Genomic DNA, 17,274 nt, shown 5'->3' with positions numbered 1-17,274 from the left:
GGGGACCCCTGCGAGCCGGGCCCGCCGCTCACTCCTCGTGCTTCGCCCGGCTCGGCTGCACCCGCTTCGGCTCCCCCGGCATCTTCGGGTACTCCGGGGGATACGGCAGGTCGCCCAGGCCGTGGTCCCGCTCGTCCTTGTCGGCCAGGGCCAGCAGCGCGTCGAGCGAGTGGGCCTGGCCGTCCATGCCCGCGTGGAGGTCGCCGACCTCGGCGAAGCGTCCCGGCATGGTGGCGAGGTCGAAGTCCTCGGGGCGGGCGTCCTCGACCTCGTCCCACCGCAGGGGCGCCGAGACCGGGGCGTCCGGGCGGGCGCGCAGCGAGTAGGCGGAGGCGATCGTGCGGTCCCTTGCCGTCTGGTTGTAGTCCACGAAGATCCGCTCCCCCCGCTCCTCCTTCCACCACGCCGTCGTGACCGCGTCCGGCATCCGCCGCGCCAGCTCCCGCCCGACCGCGATCGCCGCCCTGCGCACCTGGGTGAAGGTCCAGCGCGGCTCGATGGGCACGAAGACGTGCAGCCCGCGGCCGCCCGATGTCTTGGGCCACCCTTCGAGGCCGCCGAACTCGTCGAGCACCGAGCGGAGTTCGTGGGCGGCCCGGACCGCGTCCGCATAGTCGGTGCCGGGCTGCGGGTCGAGGTCGATGCGGAGTTCGTCGGGGTGGTCGAGGTCGTCGCCGCGCACCGGCCAGGGGTGGAAGGTGAGGGTGTTGTACTGGGCCGCCCAGATCACGGCGGCCACCTCGGTGGGGCACATCTCGTCGGCGGTGCGGCCGCTGGGGAAGGCGATGGTGGCGGTGGGGATCCAGTCGGGGTGGCTCTTCGGGGCGCGCTTCTGGTAGAAGAACTCGCCCGCCGCCCCTTCCGGGTAGCGCTGCAGGGTGGTGGGGCGGTCGCGGAGCGCGCGGAGGATGCCGGGGCCGACGGCCACGAAGTACTCGGCGACGTCGAGCTTGGTGAAGCCCCGCTCGGGGAAGACCACCCGGTCCGGGCTGGAGAGGCGCACCGTCCGCTCCCCCGTGTCGATCTCCACGGCTGCGCTCCTGCCCTTCGCTGCACCCATGCGAGCCACGCTAGGCGCCTCTGCCCTTCTCCGCATATCGGGCCGCCCGGGGGCCCAAGAGCCACCGCCAGGAGGTCTTTGGTCACCACCAGTGGGGCCTTCCGGCGGGTGGCCTCCGGCATTCGGTGGCCAAGACTGAACCCCTGGCCGAACCTACGGAACCGTAGGTTGTGGAGCTCCAGCAGCAAGGTGGTGCGGTATGCCGATGGACATGGCGGGCGGGGAACTGCCGGAGGTCATCCAGGGCGGGATGGGCGTCGGTGTCTCCGGGTGGCGGCTGGCCCGCGCCGTCAGCTCCGCCGGACAGCTCGGCGTCGTGTCGGGCACGGCGCTCGACGCACTCCTCACCCGGCGGCTCCAGCTCGGCGACCCCGGCGGTGACGTGCGCCGCGCCCTCGCGGCCTTTCCCGTACCGGAGTTGGCGGGCGCGGTCCTGGACCGTTTCTACGTCGAGGGCGGGGTCGCGGCGGGAGAGCGCCTCCGTGCGCAGCCGATGCTGCGGGTCGAGCGCGGGGAGCAGGCCGAACTGCTCACCGTGCTCGGGAACTTCGTGGAGGTGTGGCTGGCCAAGGAGGGGCACGAGGGCCCGGTGGGGATCAATTACCTGGAGAAGGTCCAACTGGGCCTCGCCCCCGGCATGTTCGGCGCGATCCTCGCGGGAGTGGACTGCGTCCTGGTGGGCGCGGGCGTCCCGGGGCACGTGCCCGAGCTGGCGCGGCGGCTCGCGCGGAGGGAGCCGGTGACCGTGCGGGTCCGCCTCGACGGGGCCGAGGAGGACCACGACCATCACTTCGATCCGGTGGCGCTGCTGGGGCGTGTGGGCTTCGGGGTGGAGCAGGGCGGCTGTCGGTGCGGGGGCGATGGCGAGGGGGCCGGTTGCCGGGGGGTGGCGGCGTCTGCGGAGAGCGAGCGGCAGGGACGGGTACGGACACCGGCGCGGGCGCAGGTGCAAGACGTACGGATCGAGTCGCTCGCCCCGGCCGAGAGGCCCCCGGTCGCCCCGTCGTCACCCGGCCCCGCCCGGCCTTCACTGCGGTCGCTGCGGCGGCCGAACGTCCTCGCCATCGTGTCGCTGCCGCTCCTGGCCGCGTACCTGGCCCGCGACGGAGCCACGACACCCGATGGATTCGTGATCGAGACCCATGGCGCGGGCGGCCACAGCGCTCCGCCCCGCGGGGCGCTCCGGCTCGACGCGGAGGGCGAACCCGTCTACGGGCCGCGCGACCATCCCGACCTCGCGAAGATGGCGGGGCTCGGCATTCCCTTCTGGCTCGCGGGCGGCGCCGCCCACCCCGAACGGCTCGCGGCGGCGCGCGCGCTCGGCGCGGCGGGGGTGCAGGTCGGGAGTGCGTTCGCGCTGTGCGAGGAGTCGGGTCTGCTGCCCGGTCTGCGCGACGCGCTGCGGACGCGGGCCCGCGCAGGGACGCTTCGGGTGCGCAACGATCCGATGGCGTCGCCCACCGGCTTTCCCTTCAAGGTCGCCGAGCTGCCGGGCACCCTGTCCGACCCCGCGGTCCGGACGGCCCGTCGCAACGTGTGCGACCTGGGCTACCTCCGTGTCCCCTACCGCACGCCCAAGGGCGCGATCGGCTACCGCTGCCCCGCCGAACCGGAGGCCGCCTTCCGTCGCAAGGGCGGCTCGGCCGCCGACACCGAGGGCCGACTCTGTCTGTGCAACGGGCTGCTGGCCACGGTCGGGCTCGGCCAGCGCCACCCGTCCGGACGCGACGAACCGCCGGTCGTCACCCTGGGCCAGGACCTGGATTTCCTGGCGGACCTGAGCCCGGACGGCGGCACCTACCGGGCGGTCGAGGTGGTGGAGTGGCTGACGGGACGGGGGCCGATTTCGCAGGTGGTCCCGCCTTCGGCAGGATGGGGGCCATGACCGAGATCCGCACCCCCCGCCTCATTCTGCGTCGCTGGCACGACGACGACCTCGCGCCCATGGCGGAGATCAACGCGGACCCGCGCGTCATGCAGTGGGTCGAGGGCGGCCCCGTGCACGACCTGGACGACACCGCGGAGGCCATCGAGCGCTGGGAGGAGGAGTGGGACGACGAGGGCTTCGGGCTCTTCGCCGTCGAGCTCCTCGCCTCCGGCGAGCTCGCGGGCTTCACCGGCCTCTTCGTTCCCGAGTTCCTGCCCGAGGTCCTGCCGGACATCGCGATCAGCTGGCGGCTCGGCTCCCAGTTCTGGGGCCAGGGCTACGCCTCGGAAGCCGCGCAGGCCACCCTTGAGTTCGCCCTCCAGGACCGGGGCCTCGACCGCGTCATCAGCATCGACCGGATCGGCAACGAGGCCTCGGCCAACGTCGTACGGAAGCTCGGCATGGTCCCGGACCGCGAGACCACCCACCCGGTCTCCGGCCACCCGCTGCAGGTCCACTCCATCGACCTCACCGAGTACGAGGCCTGAACCGGAACCGCATCGGCACGGTCCGGGGCGCCGCTGACCTGGCCTTTCCGAGCACGCGCTGAACAGGCGGACCGGGTGGACGCCGCATAGATTTGAACCATGGATCTGCCGGTGATGCCGCCCGTGAAGCCCATGCTCGCCAAACCCGTGAAGAAGATCCCGCCGGGTATGCAGTACGAGGCGAAGTGGGACGGGTTCCGCGCCATCGTCTTCCGCGACGGCGACGCGATCGAGCTCGGCAGCCGCACCGGCAAGCCCCTCACCCGCTACTTCCCCGAGCTGGTGGCCGCCCTGCGGGAGCGGCTGCCGGAGCGGTGCGTGCTGGACGGCGAGATCGTGATCGCCAAGGAGGGGCGCCTCGACTTCGACGCGCTCACGGAGCGTATCCACCCCGCCGCGTCCCGCGTGGCGACGCTCGCCGAGCGCACGCCCGCCTCGTTCGTGGCGTTCGACCTCCTCGCCCTCGCGGACGAGGCGCTGCTCGACACCCCGCTGGCCGACCGCCGCGCCCTGCTGGTGAAGGCGCTGTCGGGCGTCACGGCGCCCGTTCATCTGGCGCCTGCGACCACGGACCCCGACGTGGCGCAGGTGTGGTTCGAGCAGTTCGAGGGGGCGGGCCTCGACGGCGTCATCGCCAAGCCGCTCGACCTGCGCTACCGCCAGAACGAACGCCTCATGTTCAAGATCAAGCACGAGCGCACCGCGGACTGCGTGGTCGCGGGCTACCGCTTCCACAAGAGCGGTCCCATCGTCGGTTCGCTGCTGCTCGGGCTGTACGACGACGGGGGCGCCCTGCAGCACGTGGGCGTGTGCGCGGCGTTCTCGATGCAGCGCCGCGCCGAGCTCGTCGAGGAGCTGGCACCGCTGCGGATGGAGTCCGCGGCCGGTCACCCGTGGGCGTCCTGGGCGGACGAGGCGGCGCACGAGACGGCCCGCATGCCCGGCGCCCCGAGCCGCTGGTCGGGCAAGAAGGACTTGTCCTGGGTGCCGCTGCGCCCGGAGCGGGTCTGCGAGGTGGCGTACGACCACATGGAGAACGGGCGGCGCTTCCGCCACACGGCCGCCTTCCGCAGGTGGCGCGCCGACCGGACCCCGGAGAGCTGCACGTACGCACAGCTGGAGCAGCCGGTGCGGCACGCTCTCGACGACGTACTGGGCTCAACGGGCTGACGGGCGGGGCCGCTCCGGCCCGCCACGCACCACTCCGATCACGCCAATGTTCGATTCAGCTCCCACGTATCTTCCGCCCCTCCGAACGTGACCGTATGCTCCTGCGCCTGACACGTCAGTTACCGACGGTAAGGGGGGCGGGGCATGGGGCACAGTCGTGCCGAGGGAAGTACGCGGCGGGGGTTCGTCGCGGGGGCCGCGGCGGTGGGCGGGGCGGCCGCGCTGGGCGTGGGAGCAGGGACACTGCCTGCTGCGGCAGCCGCGGACGCGCCGCGGGGCAAGCCGTCCGTGGCGGTCCTCGGCGGTGGTGTCGCCGGGCTCACCGCGGCCCACGAGCTGGTGGAGCGCGGCTTCGCGGTCACCGTCTACGAACGCAGGGCGCTCGGCGGCAAGGCCCGCAGCATGGACGTCCCGAACAGCGCGAAGGGCAACCGCAAGCCGCTGCCCGGCGAGCACGGCTTCCGCTTCATCCCCGGCATTTACCACAACCTCCCGGACACGATGCGCCGCATCCCCTTCCCCGGGAACGCGAACGGCGTGTGGGACAACCTGATCGCACCCCGCGAGATGTCGTTCGCGCGCACCGGCCGCGAGGACATCCGGCTGCCGATCCCGTGGCCGGGCCACGACCCGGAGAAGCTCACCCTGGACGACATCCGGCGGGCGCTCACCGCGCTGGTCGACACCGCGTCCAACCTCCCGGCCCACGAGGCCGCGTACTTCGTGAACCGCGCCCTCGTCTTCTTCACCAGCTGCGACGAACGCCGGGACGACGACTGGGAGTCGACGCCCTGGTGGGAGTTCACCCGCGCCGAGCGGATGTCGAAGGACTACCAGCGCATCCTCGTCATCGGCGTGACCCGCAACATCGTGGCGACCAAGGCCGAGGAGGCCAGCACCCGCACCGTCGGCACGCTCGGCGAGGCCTTCGTCCTCAACGCGCTCGGCCAGGGCGCGGACGGCCCGCCCGACCGCATCCTGAACGCGCCGACCAACGAGGCGTGGATCGACCCGTGGGTCACCCACCTCACGTCGCTCGGCGTGGAGTTCCGCATCGGCTGGACCGTGCGCGAGCTGGCGTTCGGCGACGGGCGCATCACCAAGACCGTCGTCGAGGACCCCGACGGCACCCGCCGCGACATCACCGCCGACCACTACGTCCAGGCCATGCCCGTGGAGCACGCGCGCCGCACGTGGAGCGCCGCGATGAAGGCGGCCGACCCCCAGCTGGCGCGCTGCGACAAGCTGGAGACGGACTGGATGACGGGCATCCAGTTCTATCTGACGGAGCGCCCGGCCGTCGTGAAGGGCCACTTCAACCTCATCGACTCGCCCTGGTCCCTGACCGGCATCGCCCAGGCGGGCCACTGGCCCGAGCGGGACTTCCCTGCCGACTACGGCGACGGCGTCGCGGTCGAGTGCCTGTCGGTGGACATCTCCGAATGGGACAAACCGGGGATCCTGTACGGCAAGACGGCCAAGCAGTGCACCCGCGAGGAGGTCGCCAAGGAGGTGTGGGCGCAGCTCAAGGCCGCCCTCAACGACACCGGCAAGACGGTGCTCAGCGACAGCAAGCTGCACTCGTGGTTCCTCGATCCGGGCGTCGACGGGCTCGGCACGCCGAACCCCACCAACGAGGACCAGCTCCTGATCCACCCCGTGGGCACCTTCCACAACCGCCCATCGGCCGCCACGAAGATCCCGAACCTCTTCCTCTCGGGCGACTACGTCTCCGTGGACATCGACCTCGCGACGATGGAGGGCGCCAACGCGTCGGCCCGCCAGGCCGTCAACGCCCTGCTCAAGCAGGTGGGTTCGGATCACGCGCCGTGCACGGTGACGCCGCTGTACCGCGTCCCCGAGGTCGAGGCCCTCAAGCGCCACGACCGCACCCGCTACCGGCTCGGGCTGCGCAACGCCCTCGATCTGGGCTGAGGAGATGCGGTTCCGGCCGCGTTCGGGGTAGGACTTCCGCATGAGACGGCGGACGCGTACACGGACCAGGACCGGGACCGGGACGGCGGTGGCTCTCGTGCTCGCCGCCCTGGTGTCCGGCTGCACGATCGAGCCCGCCGACGGCAAGAGTCCGTCGGCGGGGAAGGGCGGCGACGTGCTCGCCGTGAAGGTCGACAACGTCGCCCCGGCCCGCCCGCAGACGGGTCTGGACGCCGCGGACGTCGTCTATGCCGAGCAGGTGGAGGCGGGACTCAGCCGGTTGATGGCGGTCTTCGCGTCCCGCCTGCCGCCCGTCGTCGGCCCGGTGCGCAGCGCGCGGGAGACGGATCTCGAACTGCTGCGGCAGTTCGACCGTCCCGCGCTCGCGTTCTCCGGGGCGCAGTCCAAGCTCCTGCCGCTGATCGCCGACGCGCCCCTGCGGGCGCTGCCGCCCGGCAAGGCACCCGCGGGCGCCTACTACCGGGGCGGCGGGAAGCCCGCGCCGCACAATCTCCTCGTACGCCCGGACGCCCTGAAGGTGAACCCGCGCCCGGGCGCCCTGGCCGACGCCGGATTCCGGTTCGGCCCCCGCCCGGAGGGCGGCACACCGCAGACCACGCGGACGGTCCGCTTCCCCGCCGCGCGCTTCACCTTCACCTGGGTGGAGTACGAGGGACGCTGGCGCATCGCGATGGACGGCGAGCGGGCGCGGACGTCCGGCGGCAAGGAGCTGAGCGCCTCGACGGTCGTCGTGCAGTACGTGAAGGTGCGGCCGTCACGCTTCCACGACCGCTCGGGCAGCGTCTCGCCGTTCACCGAGACGGTCGGCCAGGGTTCCGCGAGCGTCCTGCGGGACGGGCGCGCCTACAAGGCGCGGTGGAAGCGTCCGTCGGCCGAGAGCGGCACGGAGTTCACGACGGCCGACGGCCGTCAACTGCCGTTCGCGAAGGGGCAGGTGTGGGTCGTGTACGCGAAGGCGTGAGCGTCGTCAGTCCGTGCCGCGCCCCACGGCCGGTGCCACGCCCGATGTCACGGCCGGTGCCAGGGGGTCGCGCAGCTTCTCCGCCGCGTCCGCGACCCGCTGGATCAGATCGAGGAAGACGGACTGCTCCCCGGCGGAGAGCGGGGCGAGGAGCACCTGGTTCATCCGGGCGGTCCGCACGGTCAGCCTGGCGTGCGTGCGCAAACCCTCGTCGGTGACGCGCAGCAGGCAGCGACGGCCGTCCCGCGGGTCCCGCACCTTGGCCAGCAGCTCCCGGCGGATCAGCCGGGCGACGACCTCGGCGATGGTGGACCGGTCGAGGCCCACCCGCTCCCCCACCGTGCGCTGGTCGAGGCCCGGTTCGGCGACGAGGGCGTTGAGGACGGCGTACTGCGGCGAGGTGGTCTCCTCGGACACCATCGTGTTCCACAGCAGGTGATGCGCCTGCTGCAGCCGCCGGGCGAGATGCCCGGGGTGGGTGGCGAGATCCACGGCCCTCATGGGGTCCCTCCCTTCCGGTCCATTTTCCGTCGGTGCACTGAACAATACCTCCCTCCGCCTCTCAAGTGACCTGCCCTTGCGAGGTAGTTGGCATCGGCCTATCCTCGCCGGAATAGTCAGTGCCCTGATCAATGAGAGATGTGAAAAGGGAGGCCGCGCGGATGGACAAGGTGATGGCCACGGCTGCCGACGCGGTGGCCGACGTCCGTGACGGCGCGTCGGTCGCGGTCGGCGGATTCGGGCTGAGCGGTGTGCCGAACGAGCTGATCCGTGCACTGCACGCGTCCGGCGCGGCGGAGTTGCGCGTCGTGTCCAACAACTGCGGGGCGATGGACTCGGGGCTCGCCGTCCTCCTGGCGGCGGGCCGGATCGCCCGCGTGACCGGTTCCTACATCGGCTCCAACAAGGAGTTCGCACGGCAGTACCTCAGCGGCGAGCTGGAGGTCGAGATGATCCCGCAGGGCACACTCGCCGAGCGGCTGCGGGCGGGCGGCGCGGGCATCCCCGCGTTCTACACCCCGGCCGGAGTGGGCACCCAGGTCGCCGACGGCGGGCTCCCCCTGCGCCACGACGGGCACGGCGGGGTCGCGCTCGCCTCCCCGGCCAAAGAGGTGCGGGAGTTCGACGGCACGCCGTACGTCCTTGAGCGTGGCATCCGTACCGACTGCGCGCTGGTGCGCGCCGCCAAGGGCGACCGGCACGGCAACCTCGTCTTCAGCAGATCCGCCCGCAACTTCAACCCGCTCGCCGCGATGGCCGGACGCGTGACCGTCGCGGAGGTCGAGGAGCTGGTGGAGCCGGGCGACATCGACCCGGACGCGGTGCACCTGCCGGGGATCTTCGTACACCGGGTGGTGGCGCTCACCTCCGAGCAGGCGGCGGACAAGCGGATCGAGCGGCGGACGGTGCGCGGCTGATGGCCTGGACCCGTGAGGAGATGGCCGCCCGCGCCGCGCGCGAACTCCGCGACGGCCAGTACGTGAACCTCGGCATCGGTCTGCCCACGCTGCTCCCCAGCCATCTGCCGCCGGGCGTGGAAGTGGTCCTGGAGTCGGAGAACGGCATTCTCGGCGTGGGCCCCTACCCCACCGAAGCGGAGGTCGACCCCGATCTGATCAACGCGGGCAAGGAGACCGTGACCGTGCGGCCCGGCGCCTCCTTCTTCGACTCGGCGCTCTCCTTCGGGATGATCCGCGGCGGCCACATCGACGTCGCCGTGCTGGGCGCGATGCAGGTCTCCGCGCGCGGGGACCTCGCCAACTGGGCGGTCCCCGGCAAGATGATCACCGGGATCGGCGGGGCGATGGATCTCGTGCACGGCGCCCGCACCGTCATCGTCGTCATGACGCACACCGCGAAGGACGGCTCGGCGAAGATCCTCGACGAGTGCGCGCTGCCGCTGACCGGCAAGGGCTGCGTCGACCGGATCGTCACCGACCTCGGGGTCCTGGAGGTGACGGGGCGCGGTCTGGAGCTGGTCGAGGCGGCGCCGGGCGTCTCCGCCGAGGAGATCGCATCGAAGACGGCGGCCGAGATCCACGTCCCGGACGGCTTTCCGTCGTGAGCGCACGCCGTCGGTGACATCGCACTTCTCCGACACCGCTACTACGTCGTACGGAGCCACAAGAGATGACCCTCACCACTGCCGGGACGGCCGCCGAACACCACCCGCCCCGCGACCATCCGCCGTACCGCAGCAGTCGGCTGCGCCACCCCAAGCGGCCGTTGGTCCCGCTGCGCGACCCGGAGGCGGTGGAGCTGAGCGGCCCCGCGTTCGGCGTCACCGACGTGGCCGCCCTGGACAGCGACCTGACGCGGCAGCACCCGGGCGAGCCGCTGGGCGAGCGCATCACCGTGAGCGGCCGGGTGCTCGACCGCCGGGGACGGCCCGTGCGCGGCCAGCTCGTCGAGCTGTGGCAGGCCAACGCCTCGGGCCGGTACGCGCACCAGCTGGACCGGCACCCGGCACCGCTCGACCCCAACTTCACGGGCTTCGGCCGCTGTCTGAGCGACGACAACGGCGCGTACTCCTTCACGACCGTCAAGCCGGGCGCCTATCCGTGGCGCAACCACACCAACGCCTGGCGCCCCGCGCACCTGCACTTCTCGCTCTTCGGCACGGCGTTCGCCCAGCGCCTGGTGACACAGATGTACTTCCCCGGCGACCCGCTCTTCCCGTACGACCCGATCCTGCGCTCGGTGAGCGACGAGTCGGCGCGGCAGCGCCTCGTCTGCGCCTACGACCACGACCTGTCCGTCCCCGAGTGGTCGCTCGGCCACCGCTGGGACATCGTCCTGGACGGCCCGTCCGCGACGCCCTTCGAGGAGGACGACCACTGATGCCCGCTCCCACGCCCTCCCAGACCGTCGGCCCCTTCTACGGCCATGCGCTGCCCTTCCCGCGCGGCGGCGACGTGGCCCCCGTCGGGCACCCCGACACCATCACGCTGCACGGTCACGTGTTCGACGGCGAGGGGCAGCCCGTGCCCGACGCGCTGATCGAGACCTGGCAGCCCGGACCCGACGGCGCACGCGCGGGCGTCCCCGGCTCGCTGCGGCGCGACCCCGTGACGGGGCTGGTGGCGGGACGGGACGGCGTCGCGTTCACCGGGTTCGGCCGGGTTCCGACCGACGCCGACGGGCACTGGGCCGTGCGGACGCTGCCGCCGGGCGGCGTCTCGTACATCTCGCTCGCCGTCTTCGCCCGCGGTCTGCTGCACCACCTGTACACACGGGCGTACTTGGTGGACGAGCCCGGTGACGTGCTGCTCGGCTCCCTGGACGCGGCGGAGCGGGCCACCCTGGTCGCCCGGAGCGAGGCGCCCCGGACGTACCGGTTCGACATCCACCTCCAAGGGGCCGCCGAGACGGTCTTCCTGGACTTCCCGACGGGGCCCGCATGAACGGCCTGTTCGCGCCGGTCCTGGCCGACTCGCCCGCCACCGTCGCAACCTCCGACCTGGCCTTCCTGGAGGCCCTGCTGGCCGCCGAGGCCGCACTGGCCGACGCCCGTGCCGCGGTGGGCCTGACGCCCCCGGACGCGGCGGCAGCGGTGCGGGAAGCGGCCTCGGACGTCGGCCGGTTCGACGCGCAGGACGTCGCCCTCCGCTCCCGGGAGAGCGGAAACCCGGTGATCCCGCTGGTGGCGGCGCTGACAGCGGCGGTGCCCGCCGAGGTGGCGCCCCATGTGCACCGGGGCGCGACGAGCCAGGACATTCTGGACACCGCGCTGATGCTGCTGTCCGCACGGACCCTGGACCTGATCCGCGCGGATCTGGACCGCACGGAGCGCGCCCTGACTCGCCTCGCCGCCACGCACCGGGACACGGCCGTGCCGGGCCGCACCCTCACGCAGCACGCGGTCCCGACGACGTTCGGCCTGAAGGCCGCGGGCTGGCGTTCGCTGATCCTCGACGCGCGGGACCGTCTCGCCCGCGTGCGTGCCAGCCTGCCGGTCCAACTGGGCGGCGCGGCCGGTACGTTGGCGGCCTTCCGGGCGGACGGGGAGTGCGGTCGCGGTGGCGAGGCACTCACCGCGGCCTTCGCCCGCGAACTCTCCCTGCGCGCACCCGAGCTGCCCTGGCACACCCTCCGCACTCCCGTCGCCGATCTCGCCTCCGTCCTCGCGCTCACCACGGGCGCCCTCGGCAAGCTGGCGGCCGACGTGCTCACCCTGTCCCGCACCGAGATCGCCGAACTCTCCGAGGGCGCGGGCGGCGGCTCGTCCGCGATGCCGCACAAGACCAACCCCGTACGCGCCACGCTCATCGCCGCTGCCGCCCGCCGCGCACCCGGCCTCGCGGCCACCCTCTTCGGCTCGCTCGTCGCCGAGGACGAGCGTCCCGCGGGCGCCTGGCACGCCGAGTGGGAGCCGCTGCGGGACCTGCTGCGGCTGGCGGGCGGCGCGGCCCGGGACGGCGCGGAGCTCGTCGAGGGGCTGCGCGTGCACCCGGAGGCGATGCGCGAACACCTCGCCCTCACCGGCGGGTTGATCGCCTCGGAGCGGGTGGCGGCCGAGCTCGCGCCCGTGTTCGGCAGGGCCGCCGCGCAGCAGCTGCTGACCGGAGCGGCGAGGCGCGCCCGCGCCGAGGGGCGCACGCTCGCGGACGTCCTCGCCGAGGAGCCCGCCCTCCAGGACATCGACCTCGCCGCGCTCACCGACCCCACGCACTACACCGGTTACGCCGGTGACCTCACCGACCGTGCTCTGGAGCGACGTTGACCACCGGACCGGGCGGCAGGCTGCCGCACCACACCGTCGAGGGTGCCGGGCCCCCGCTCCTCCTCGGGCCCGCCCTGGGCACCTCCACGGCCCTGTGGGACGCCGTCGCACCCGAACTCTGCGCCGCCCACCGCATCGTGCGCTGGGACCTGCCCGGCCACGGCGGCTCCCCCGCGGACCTGGTCGGCCCCGGCGCGACAGTTGCCGACCTCGCCGGACTCGTCCTCGCGCTCGCCGACTCGCTCGGCATCGACCGCTTCGCGTACGCCGGTGTCTCGCTCGGCGGCGCCGTGGGGCTGCACCTCGCGGCCCGGCACCCCGAGCGGGTGGCGCGGCTCGCCGTGCTCTGCTCATCGGCGCACTTCGGCGGGGACGGGCCGTGGCGGGAACGGGCCGCGCTGGCGCGCCGCGAGGGTCTTGCCGGGCTGGCGGACTCCGCGCCGCAGCGCTGGTTCACGCCCGGATTCACGGTGCCCCGCCTCGTGGCGGACCTCCGGTCGGCCGATCCCGGCGCGTACGCCGCGTGCTGCGACGCCCTGGCCACGTACGACATGCGGGGTGCACTCGCGTCGATCCGGGTGCCCACGCTGGCCGTCGCCGGGCGCGAGGACCCGGCGACACCGCCCGCCCACGCGCGGGAGATCGCCGAAGCGGTGCCGCACGCCTCCCTCGTGGAGCTCGCGGGCGCCTCGCACCTGGCACCGGCGGAGCGCCCCGAAGCGGTCGCGGAGGCGCTGCTCGCCCACTTCGCGGGCGCCTAGGGACGCGGTCAGCGCGCCCCGTACACCCGCTGCGGCACCTCCGCGTCCGCGAGCAGCTTCAGCGCCGTCTCGCCCGCCTCCGCCGGGGTCCACCGGGCACCCCTGTCCGCGGTCGGGCCGGGGCGCCAGCCCTCCATGACGGTGATGCGGCCCGCCTCGGCCTCGAAGACGCGGCCGGTGATCCCCGCGGAGGCGGTGGAGCCGAGCCAGACGACGAGGGGGGAGACGTTCTCCGGGGCCATCGCGTCGAAGGCGCCGCCCTCGGGGGCGGCCATCGTGTCGGCGAAGGTCTGCTCCGTCATACGGGTGCGGGCGGCGGGCGCGATGGCGTTCACCCGCACTCCGTAGGCACCGAGTTCCGCGGCGGCCACGAGGGTCAGGCCGAGTATTCCGGCCTTGGCCGCGCTGTAGTTGCCCTGCCCGACGCTGCCCAGGAGGCCCGCTCCGGAGCTGGTGTTGATCACGGACGCATGCGGGGTGCGGCCCGCCTTGGCCTCGGCACGCCAGTGCGCACCCGCGTGCTTGAGGGGGAGGAAGTGCCCCTTGAGGTGGACGCGCAGCACGGCGTCCCAGGCGTCCTCGTCGAGGTTGACCAGCATCCGGTCGCGCAGGAACCCCGCGTTGTTGACCAGGGTGTCGAGGCGGCCGTACGTGTCGAGTGCGGTCCGCACCAGGGAGGCGGCGCCCTCGGAGGTCGCGATGTCGCCGCCGTGCGCGACGGCGTCGCCGCCCGCCGCCCGGATCTCCTCGACGACCTCGTGGGCGGGCCCGCCCGATCCTCCCGACCCGTCGGGGCCCACGCCGAGGTCGTTGACGACGACCCGGGCGCCCTCGGCGGCGTACGCGCGCGCGTGGGCCCGGCCCAGGCCGCGGCCCGCACCGGTGACGAGCACGACGCGGCCTGCGCAGAGCCCGGACGTGGGAGTAGCGGCTGACGTCATGACGGAACTCCTCGGTTGCGTTCAGTGGTTGACGGACGCCGCGGCCAGGAACGCGGGGCGTTCGCCGCCGCCGTGCAGCCGGAGCGCGGCGCCGCTGATGTACCGGGCGCGGTCGGAGGCGAGGAAGACGCAGGCGTCGCCGACGTCGGAGGGGTCGGCGAGGCGGCCCAGCGGGACGGTGCGGGCGACTTGGGCGATACCCTCCTCGTCGCCGTAGTGGAGGGCCGCGCTCTCGGTGCGGGCGAGGCCGAGGACCACCGTGTTGACGCGCACGGCCGGGGCCCATTCGACGGCCATGGTCCCCGCGAGGTTCTCCAGGCCCGCTTTGGCCGCTCCATAGGCCCCGCTGCCGGGCGAGGGCCGGGTCCCGCTGACGCTGCCGATCATGGTGATGCTGCCACCGGCTTCCTGACGGCGCATCACCTCATAGGCGCCGAGGGAGGCGTGGAGCGGGGCGAGCAGGTTCAGTTCGACGATCTTCGCCTGGCGGGCCGGAGTGGACTCGGCGAGCAACCCGAACGGTGTGCCGCCCGCGTTGTTCACCAGACCGTCCACCGACCCGTGCTCGGCGGCCACTTGGGCGAAGAAGGCGGCGGCCGCCGCCGCGTCCCGCAGGTCGAGCGTCCTGAACTCGGCTCTCTCGCCCGCCTCTTCGACGGGCTCGTCCGGCGGCCTGCGGGCGCAGATCACGACCCGCGCCCCGGCGGCGAGGAAGCTCCGGGCGATTCCGGCACCGACGCCCCGGGTGCCGCCGGTCACGACGACCACCTGTCGTGTGTCAGTCATCGCTGCTACCTTTCCAACTAACAAATGTTTGGTTGAAAGCCTGTGGGTTGAAAGGTAGCGGATCGTCTGATGTCTGTCTCCACCTACGCCCCGGACAAGGGCATCGCCGTCGTCACCGTCGACTACCCACCCGTCAACGCCCTCCCGGTGCAGGGCTGGTACGACCTGGCGGACGCAATCCGAGCGGCGGGCCGCGCCCCCGAGACGCGCTGCGTCGTCCTCGCCGCCGAGGGCCGGGGGTTCAACGCGGGCGTGGACATCAAGGAGATGCAGCGCGACACCGGCCACACCGCACTGATCGGCGCCAACCGGGGGTGCTACGAAGCGTTCTCGGCGGTGTACGAGTGCGAGGTGCCCGTCGTCGCGGCCGTGCACGGCTTCTGTCTGGGCGGCGGCATCGGCCTCGTCGGGAACGCGGACGCGATCGTGGCGAGCGAGGGCGCCACCTTCGGCCTGCCCGAGCTCGACCGGGGCGCGCTCGGCGCGGCCACGCACCTGTCCCGCCTCGTGCCGCAGCACCTGATGCGCGCCCTGTACTACACCTCGCGCACCGCGACGGCCGCCGACCTGCACGCACACGGCTCCGTCTGGCAGGTCGTCTCGCGCGCGGAACTGCGCGAGGCCGCACTGGAGCTGGCCCGCGAGATCGCCCGCAAGGACGGCACGCTGCTGCGTTTCGCGAAGGCGGCGATCAACGGCATCGACCCCGTCGACGTACACCGCAGCTACCGCTTCGAGCAGGGCTTCACCTTCGAGGCGAACCTCAGCGGCCTGGCCGACCGGGTCCGCGACGACTTCGGTCAGCAAAGGACGCAGGGGACACAGGGGCCGCAGGGGACACAGCGGGAGGGCACGACATGACCGGCCAGAGGGACAAGAAGATGACGCCCGACGAGATCGTGGGGCGCCTGGAGAGCGGCATGACGCTCGGCATCGGGGGCTGGGGCTCGCGCCGGAAGCCGATGGCGCTGGTGCGCGCGCTGCTGCGGTCCGGCATCACCGACCTGACCGTCGTCTCGTACGGCGGCCCGGACATCGGCCTGCTCGCCGCGGCCGGCCGGATCCGCAAGCTGGTCACGGCCTTCACGACCCTGGACTCGATCCCCTTGGAGCCGCACTTCCGGGCGGCACGCGAGCGTGCGGACTTCGAACTCGTCGAGCTGGACGAGGCGATGTTCATGCAGGGCCTCACCGCGGGCGTCCAGCGGCTGCCGTTCCTGCCGATCCGCGCGGGCCTCGGCTCCGACGTCCTGCGCGTCAACCCCCACCTGCGAACGGTCACTTCGCCGTACGAGGACGGGGAGGAGCTCGTCGCCGTGCCCGCCCTGCGGATGGACGCGGCCCTGGTGCACATGAACCGCGCCGACCGCTTCGGCAACGGCCAGTACCTGGGCCCCGACCCGTACTTCGACGACCTGTTCTGCGAGGCCGCCGACACCGCGTACGTCTCCTGCGAACGCATCGTCGACTCCGCCGAGCTCACCGCCCACGCCGCGCCCCAGACGATGCTGGTGTCCCGGCACACGGTGACGGGCGTGACCGAGACGCCCGGCGGCGCGCACTTCACCTCCTGCGTGCCCGACTACGGCCGCGACGAGCCCTTCCAGAAGGCCTATGCGACGGCGGCGGCCGACCCGGAGGCCTGGGAAGCCTTCCGGAGCCGCTTCCTCGCCGGTACCGAGAAGGACTATCAACTGGCTGTCCAGACCTGGCACAAGGAGCAGCGATGACACAGACGGGACGGATCACCGCCACCCGCGCCGAGTACTGCGTGATCGCCTGCGCGGAGGCCTGGCGGGCCGACGGCGAGATCCTCGCCTCCCCCATGGGCACGGTCCCGTCGGTCGCGGCACGCCTCGCCAGACTGACCTTCTCCCCCGACCTGCTGCTCACGGACGGCGAGGCCCTGCTCATCGGCGACGTACCCGCGGTCGGCGCGACGTCGGCGGTGACCGAGGGATGGCTGCCGTACCGCAAGCACCTGACAATGGTCATGGGCGGCAAGCGGCACGTGATGATGGGCGCGAGCCAGCTCGACCGCTTCGGCAACCAGAACATCTCGTGCATCGGCGACTGGGCCCGCCCCACGCGCCAGCTGCTCGGCGTGCGCGGCGCCCCGGTCAACACGCTCAACAATCCCGTGAGTTACTGGGTCCCGAGGCATTCCCCGCGCGTGTTCGTCGAGAAGGTCGACATGATCAGCGGCGTCGGGTACGACAGTGCGGCCGCGGCCGGGCCCTCCGCGACCCGCTTCCACGATCTCCGCCGCGTCGTCTCCGATCTCGGTGTCTTCGACTTCGGCACACCGGATCACGTGATGCGCGTGGTGTCCCTGCACCCGGGCGTGACGCTCGACCAGGTGCGCGAGGCCACCGGGTTCGCCCTTGCCGTGCCGGACGACGGCGTTCCGTACACCCGTGAGCCGACCGCCGATGAGCTGCGGCTGATCCGGGACGTCGTGGACCCGCGCGGCCTGCGCGACCGCGAGGTGCGCGCATGAC

17 protein-coding genes and 1 pseudogene are annotated in these 17,274 nt (G+C 73.0%); 14 read left to right on the top strand and 4 right to left on the bottom strand.

Going from position 1 to position 17,274, the window contains the following annotated elements:
* Positions 1 to 28: 28 nt before the first annotated feature.
* Positions 29 to 1,060: a non-homologous end-joining DNA ligase gene (gene ligD, locus ABZV77_RS22335; protein ID WP_356259463.1), complete on the bottom strand. Its 1,032-nt coding sequence runs from the start codon at positions 1,058 to 1,060 to the stop codon at positions 29 to 31.
* A 199-nt stretch (positions 1,061 to 1,259) separates the two neighbouring features.
* Between ligD and ABZV77_RS22330 the strand changes: the two genes are divergently transcribed.
* The 5 genes from ABZV77_RS22330 (at position 1,260) to ABZV77_RS22310 (ending at position 7,562) form a co-directional block, all read left to right on the top strand.
* The gene (locus ABZV77_RS22330; RefSeq protein ID WP_356259460.1) at positions 1,260 to 2,945 is read left to right on the top strand and encodes a nitronate monooxygenase; all 1,686 of its coding nucleotides are present in this window, start codon (positions 1,260 to 1,262) and stop codon (positions 2,943 to 2,945) included.
* Entirely contained in the window at positions 2,942 to 3,475 is a 534-nt protein-coding gene (locus tag ABZV77_RS22325) for a GNAT family N-acetyltransferase (RefSeq protein ID WP_356259457.1), read from the top strand. Before ABZV77_RS22330 ends, ABZV77_RS22325 begins: the two co-directional genes overlap by 4 nt.
* A gap of 99 nt (positions 3,476 to 3,574) precedes the next feature.
* Positions 3,575 to 4,645: an ATP-dependent DNA ligase gene (locus ABZV77_RS22320; protein ID WP_356259454.1), complete on the top strand. Its 1,071-nt coding sequence runs from the start codon at positions 3,575 to 3,577 to the stop codon at positions 4,643 to 4,645.
* Positions 4,646 to 4,789: 144 nt separating this feature from the next.
* Positions 4,790 to 6,580: an FAD-dependent oxidoreductase gene (locus ABZV77_RS22315; protein ID WP_356259451.1), complete on the top strand. Its 1,791-nt coding sequence runs from the start codon at positions 4,790 to 4,792 to the stop codon at positions 6,578 to 6,580.
* A gap of 40 nt (positions 6,581 to 6,620) precedes the next feature.
* Positions 6,621 to 7,562 carry a DUF3048 domain-containing protein gene (locus tag ABZV77_RS22310; protein WP_356259448.1) on the top strand — a complete coding sequence of 314 codons (942 nt, stop codon included), beginning with the start codon at positions 6,621 to 6,623 and terminating at the stop codon, positions 7,560 to 7,562.
* Between the two features lie 6 nt (positions 7,563 to 7,568).
* Here the strand turns inward: ABZV77_RS22310 and ABZV77_RS22305 are convergent, their stop codons facing one another.
* Positions 7,569 to 8,063, bottom strand: a complete 495-nt coding sequence (locus tag ABZV77_RS22305; RefSeq protein ID WP_356259446.1) for a MarR family transcriptional regulator — start codon at positions 8,061 to 8,063, stop codon at positions 7,569 to 7,571.
* Between the two features lie 161 nt (positions 8,064 to 8,224).
* On the opposite strand from ABZV77_RS22305, the gene ABZV77_RS22300 reads away from it, so the two are divergent.
* The 6 genes and pseudogenes from ABZV77_RS22300 to pcaD form a co-directional block, all read left to right on the top strand.
* Positions 8,225 to 8,980 carry a CoA transferase subunit A gene (locus ABZV77_RS22300; RefSeq protein ID WP_356259443.1) on the top strand — a complete coding sequence of 252 codons (756 nt, stop codon included), beginning with the start codon at positions 8,225 to 8,227 and terminating at the stop codon, positions 8,978 to 8,980.
* On the top strand, positions 8,980 to 9,627 hold the full coding sequence (locus ABZV77_RS22295) for a CoA transferase subunit B (RefSeq protein ID WP_356259440.1): 648 nt from the start codon (positions 8,980 to 8,982) through the stop codon (positions 9,625 to 9,627). Before ABZV77_RS22300 ends, ABZV77_RS22295 begins: the two co-directional genes overlap by 1 nt.
* Positions 9,628 to 9,692: 65 nt before the next feature.
* Positions 9,693 to 10,403 carry a protocatechuate 3,4-dioxygenase subunit beta gene (pcaH, locus tag ABZV77_RS22290; protein ID WP_356259437.1) on the top strand — a complete coding sequence of 237 codons (711 nt, stop codon included), beginning with the start codon at positions 9,693 to 9,695 and terminating at the stop codon, positions 10,401 to 10,403.
* Positions 10,403 to 10,966, top strand: coding sequence for a protocatechuate 3,4-dioxygenase subunit alpha (pcaG, locus tag ABZV77_RS22285; RefSeq protein ID WP_356259434.1), 564 nt, complete (start codon positions 10,403 to 10,405; stop codon positions 10,964 to 10,966). The genes pcaH and pcaG overlap by 1 nt, the downstream gene beginning before the upstream one ends.
* A complete protein-coding gene (gene pcaB, locus ABZV77_RS22280) occupies positions 10,963 to 12,285 on the top strand; it encodes a 3-carboxy-cis,cis-muconate cycloisomerase (RefSeq protein WP_356259431.1) in 1,323 nt (440 codons plus the stop codon). The genes pcaG and pcaB overlap by 4 nt, the downstream gene beginning before the upstream one ends.
* Positions 12,282 to 13,040: pseudogene (gene pcaD / locus ABZV77_RS22275) on the top strand (3-oxoadipate enol-lactonase); the annotation flags it as partial. The gene pcaB and the pseudogene pcaD, both read left to right, overlap by 4 nt.
* Before the next feature lie 14 nt (positions 13,041 to 13,054).
* Here pcaD and ABZV77_RS22270 read toward each other — a convergent pair.
* Positions 13,055 to 13,987 (bottom strand): SDR family oxidoreductase, encoded by a 933-nt coding sequence (locus ABZV77_RS22270; RefSeq protein ID WP_356259429.1) that lies wholly within the window; start codon positions 13,985 to 13,987, stop codon positions 13,055 to 13,057.
* 21 nt (positions 13,988 to 14,008) lie between these two features.
* The gene (locus ABZV77_RS22265) at positions 14,009 to 14,773 is read right to left on the bottom strand and encodes an SDR family oxidoreductase (protein ID WP_356259426.1); all 765 of its coding nucleotides are present in this window, start codon (positions 14,771 to 14,773) and stop codon (positions 14,009 to 14,011) included.
* Between the two features lie 69 nt (positions 14,774 to 14,842).
* Here ABZV77_RS22265 and ABZV77_RS22260 point away from each other — a divergent pair, with 69 nt between their 5' ends.
* The 3 genes from ABZV77_RS22260 to ABZV77_RS22250 are packed head-to-tail and all read left to right on the top strand — an operon-like array spanning position 14,843 to position 17,273.
* The gene (locus ABZV77_RS22260) at positions 14,843 to 15,634 is read left to right on the top strand and encodes an enoyl-CoA hydratase family protein (RefSeq protein WP_356259423.1); all 792 of its coding nucleotides are present in this window, start codon (positions 14,843 to 14,845) and stop codon (positions 15,632 to 15,634) included.
* Positions 15,631 to 16,503, top strand: coding sequence for a CoA-transferase (locus ABZV77_RS22255; RefSeq protein WP_356259421.1), 873 nt, complete (start codon positions 15,631 to 15,633; stop codon positions 16,501 to 16,503). The genes ABZV77_RS22260 and ABZV77_RS22255 overlap by 4 nt, the downstream gene beginning before the upstream one ends.
* Positions 16,500 to 17,273 carry a CoA-transferase gene (locus ABZV77_RS22250; protein WP_356259418.1) on the top strand — a complete coding sequence of 258 codons (774 nt, stop codon included), beginning with the start codon at positions 16,500 to 16,502 and terminating at the stop codon, positions 17,271 to 17,273. Before ABZV77_RS22255 ends, ABZV77_RS22250 begins: the two co-directional genes overlap by 4 nt.
* Position 17,274 lies beyond the last annotated feature (1 nt).

Origin of the sequence: Streptomyces sp. NPDC004732, from assembly GCF_040609235.1 — a bacterium.
In the GTDB taxonomy this organism is placed as follows: Bacteria; Actinomycetota; Actinomycetes; order Streptomycetales; family Streptomycetaceae; genus Streptomyces.
This window is presented reverse-complemented; position numbering and strand designations above follow the sequence as displayed.

Bases quoted from the DNA above. Each gene is read 5' to 3' on its own strand.
- ligD (WP_356259463.1), bottom strand. From the start codon at position 1,060: ATGGGTGCAGCGAAGGGCAGGAGCGCAGCCGTGGAGATCGACACGGGG.
- ABZV77_RS22330 (WP_356259460.1), top strand. From the start codon at position 1,260: ATGCCGATGGACATGGCGGGCGGGGAACTGCCGGAGGTCATCCAGGGC.
- ABZV77_RS22325 (WP_356259457.1), top strand. From the start codon at position 2,942: ATGACCGAGATCCGCACCCCCCGCCTCATTCTGCGTCGCTGGCACGAC.
- ABZV77_RS22320 (WP_356259454.1), top strand. From the start codon at position 3,575: ATGGATCTGCCGGTGATGCCGCCCGTGAAGCCCATGCTCGCCAAACCC.
- ABZV77_RS22315 (WP_356259451.1), top strand. From the start codon at position 4,790: ATGGGGCACAGTCGTGCCGAGGGAAGTACGCGGCGGGGGTTCGTCGCG.
- ABZV77_RS22310 (WP_356259448.1), top strand. From the start codon at position 6,621: ATGAGACGGCGGACGCGTACACGGACCAGGACCGGGACCGGGACGGCG.
- ABZV77_RS22305 (WP_356259446.1), bottom strand. From the start codon at position 8,063: ATGAGGGCCGTGGATCTCGCCACCCACCCCGGGCATCTCGCCCGGCGG.
- ABZV77_RS22300 (WP_356259443.1), top strand. From the start codon at position 8,225: ATGGACAAGGTGATGGCCACGGCTGCCGACGCGGTGGCCGACGTCCGT.
- ABZV77_RS22295 (WP_356259440.1), top strand. From the start codon at position 8,980: ATGGCCTGGACCCGTGAGGAGATGGCCGCCCGCGCCGCGCGCGAACTC.
- pcaH (WP_356259437.1), top strand. From the start codon at position 9,693: ATGACCCTCACCACTGCCGGGACGGCCGCCGAACACCACCCGCCCCGC.
- pcaG (WP_356259434.1), top strand. From the start codon at position 10,403: ATGCCCGCTCCCACGCCCTCCCAGACCGTCGGCCCCTTCTACGGCCAT.
- pcaB (WP_356259431.1), top strand. From the start codon at position 10,963: ATGAACGGCCTGTTCGCGCCGGTCCTGGCCGACTCGCCCGCCACCGTC.
- ABZV77_RS22270 (WP_356259429.1), bottom strand. From the start codon at position 13,987: ATGACGTCAGCCGCTACTCCCACGTCCGGGCTCTGCGCAGGCCGCGTC.
- ABZV77_RS22265 (WP_356259426.1), bottom strand. From the start codon at position 14,773: ATGACTGACACACGACAGGTGGTCGTCGTGACCGGCGGCACCCGGGGC.
- ABZV77_RS22260 (WP_356259423.1), top strand. From the start codon at position 14,843: ATGTCTGTCTCCACCTACGCCCCGGACAAGGGCATCGCCGTCGTCACC.
- ABZV77_RS22255 (WP_356259421.1), top strand. From the start codon at position 15,631: ATGACCGGCCAGAGGGACAAGAAGATGACGCCCGACGAGATCGTGGGG.
- ABZV77_RS22250 (WP_356259418.1), top strand. From the start codon at position 16,500: ATGACACAGACGGGACGGATCACCGCCACCCGCGCCGAGTACTGCGTG.